This window comes from Pseudoalteromonas sp. SR45-4 (assembly GCF_014163535.1).
GTDB lineage: Bacteria > Pseudomonadota > Gammaproteobacteria > Enterobacterales > Alteromonadaceae > Pseudoalteromonas > Pseudoalteromonas nigrifaciens.
Genome location: NZ_JACJDO010000097.1, coordinates 1 through 932 on the forward strand (window position 1 = coordinate 1; position 932 = coordinate 932).

General features: G+C 42.5%; 2 pseudogenes. Both read left to right on the plus strand.

Annotated features, from left to right (window positions below):
- Positions 1 to 260 (plus strand): annotated as a pseudogene (locus H5058_RS18395) (group II intron reverse transcriptase/maturase); the annotation flags it as partial.
- A 68-nt stretch (positions 261 to 328) separates the two neighbouring features.
- Positions 329 to 820 (plus strand): annotated as a pseudogene (locus H5058_RS18105) (IS3 family transposase); the annotation flags it as partial.
- Positions 821 to 932: the final 112 nt, after the last annotated feature.

Below are 932 nucleotides of genomic sequence, written 5' to 3' on the forward strand. Positions count from 1 at the left end.
GGAAATATCGTTGCTCCGTTAAGTCATTAATGATGAAGTGGATAAAACGACCGACGCCAAATCAGGCCAAGACTTGGGTATTATTTGGTAAAAGCAATCGAGGTAATTTATGTAGCGCTTCACTATATCGACTGGTGAGCAGTCCTAAGTTGCCCTTCCGTTGGCGATTACCTGAATCAAACCCTTATCTTAGAGATGAAATGAGAAATACTGTCACATCTCGCTACAGCGATGTTGTAATGGCTGTAAGCCACAATTAAGCGGAGAGCTGTATGCGCTGAAAGGTGCACGTACGGTTCGGAGAGGAGAGGCAGAAAAATAGTTCGACTACGTTCTGCCTCTTACTCTACTTGCCACATGGAGTGGGTTTGTTTATGTCGCTTTCGTGATAGATGTTTTTTCACGATACATTGTAGGTTGGCGTGTATCAACGACAATGCACACAGAGCTTATTCTTGATGCGTTAGAGCAAGCTATTTGGCATCGTGGCAACCCCGAAGGGTTAATTCACCACAGCGACAGAGGCAGCCAATATTTGTCTATACGATACACTGAGCGACTTGCTGAAGCTGGAATTCAAGCGTCTGTAGGCAGTGTGGGTGACTCTTATGACAATGCATTGGCTGAAACAATAAATGGATTATTTAAAACAGAGATTATTCGCAGAAATGGCCCGTGGAAGAATGTTGATGCTGTTGAATACGCAACGTTAGAGTGGGTCAATTGGTTTAATAATCAACGCTTATTATCTTCAATTGGGTATATTTCACCAGCTCAATATGAAACAGACTACTATGATAATTTAAACGTAAGCGTCTAGCGAACCACACCTAGCATCGATGTTCTGATTATCTAAAAATACCTGCTCAATGATAAATTCGGAGCAGGTGATGAAAACTTACAGAACAAGCGCACAGTGGCAGCAGCTTTTG